1 protein-coding gene is annotated in these 1754 nt (G+C 48.5%); it reads left to right on the top strand.

Translation table 11 applies throughout. From position 1 onward, the window contains the following. Nucleotides 1-118: 118 nt before the first annotated feature. On the top strand, nucleotides 119-1384 hold the full coding sequence (locus AC0YNU_RS32855) for an IS110 family RNA-guided transposase (protein ID WP_475764254.1): 1266 nt from the start codon (nucleotides 119-121) through the stop codon (nucleotides 1382-1384). Nucleotides 1385-1754 lie beyond the last annotated feature (370 nt).

Raw genomic sequence — 1754 nt, 5'->3', positions numbered from 1 at the left:
CGTTAGAATTCCTGTAAAACGAATAATTTGGCGTTTGAACAAAAACGAGCGCCTCGGTACGATGGGGTTACGCACGAGGTCAAAAGCCTCAAAAAGCCCATCAGGAGGTCGCTCTACTATGAATTTTAAAGCACAGGACAAGCAAAATCAACGCATTGAAAACATTACCGTTCATCACCTAGTCGTTGGCGTAGACATCGCCCAGGAAGTCCATGTGGCCCGAGCCGTAAGCTTTCGAGGCATTGCGCTCGGCGCTCCGCTCGAGTTCGGCAACCATCGTGAAGGGTTCATACTATTCGAACGTTGGATTCAGGATCTGCTCAGCAGCTACAAACTGAGCAACGTCATAGTTGGCATGGAACCTACCGGCCACTACTGGTTCAGCCTAGCACGTTGGCTTATCGCTCTTGGCATCGAAGCTGTTCTGGTTAACCCTCATCTCGTCAAAAAGAATAAGGAGAACCGGGACAATACGCCATCTAAAAGCGATCGTAAAGACGCGCTTGTCATTGCAGATATGATCAAAAACGGGTATTACTCCCCCGTTCGTTTCCATCAGGAAGCCTACGAGGAACTTCGTATTCTCATGGCAAACCGAGAAACGGTTACCAAGCGCCTCAACGCCGCGGTTAATCAGATCCATCGCTGGGTAGACATTGTCTTTCCCGAACTTCGTCAGGTCTTTAAAATCCTTACCTGCACCAGTGCAATCGCAACGCTCAGACTGTTCCCTTTGCCGGGAGAAATTTGTCGGTTAACCATCGAACAAATCCTCGACGGTTGGAAGCAATATGTGAAGCGTCATGCTGGAGTGAAACGCGCTGAGTTGCTCATTTCGTTTGCAAAATTAAGTGTGGGAACGACTCAGGCACTTCATGCTTACAAGCTTCATCTTGAACATTTGCTTGAAGAATTCGACCTGGCCCATCGCCAACTTGAACAGATTGAACGCGAGCTCCATCTCATTCTTGAACGCATTCCATACGCGCAGAAGCTACTTGAAATACGAGGCGTCAGTGTAACGAGTCTAGCTGGTGTGCTCGGTGAGGCTGGTGATCTAAGTGGCTACTCGCACGGAAATGCGTTGCTGCGGCATGCTGGTTTGAACCTAGCTGAGGCTAGTTCAGGGAAGTGGCGAGGAAAGATGGTACTTAGCAAACGAGGTCGGCCGCGTCTGCGTCATTTTCTCTATCTCATGACGATGTGTATGGTGATGACGAACCCGGAAATCCGGGCTTTACACCGTTACAATGTGGAAAAGAAGAACCTAAAGAAGATGAAATCCATCATGAAATTATGCAGTAAAGTAGCTCGTCTGCTAGTCGGTTTGGCTAAAAGTAGCGAGACTTACGATTCAAATCGAATTTATCAACAAGCAGCTTAAAATCGATCGGTCCTCACCAGCTCAAGCATTCGCAGGATGACAAGAAGCACGGAGTATCGGGAGACGTTACGCAAAAGGGCTCGGACCCGTTCCGTTAGAAAAACCGACCTCCACCCCTTAGTTAGATGTGACGAAGGAATGAAAGGGCGATGACCCGTTGAGACATGGGAGCGAGAATCGCTAAGGCGAAGTGGAGACGTGCTAAATGGAACAATGTGGGTGAAGCATCCCTCACCTTTATTTACGCATGCCCTTTTCACCTCATCCGAGCAGCAAGCTCCAGCATATCTTCTTCTTTCAACATCATCAAAGGGTGAAATCCTGCGAATTCATGAGTCTGAGTGAGGAAACTGAATCATTTCGAGGGAGC

The organism is Paenibacillus sp. J31P316, from assembly GCF_056269105.1.
This window is presented reverse-complemented; position numbering and strand designations above follow the sequence as displayed.

Bases quoted from the DNA above. Each gene is read 5' to 3' on its own strand.
- AC0YNU_RS32855 (WP_475764254.1), top strand. From the start codon at position 119: ATGAATTTTAAAGCACAGGACAAGCAAAATCAACGCATTGAAAACATT.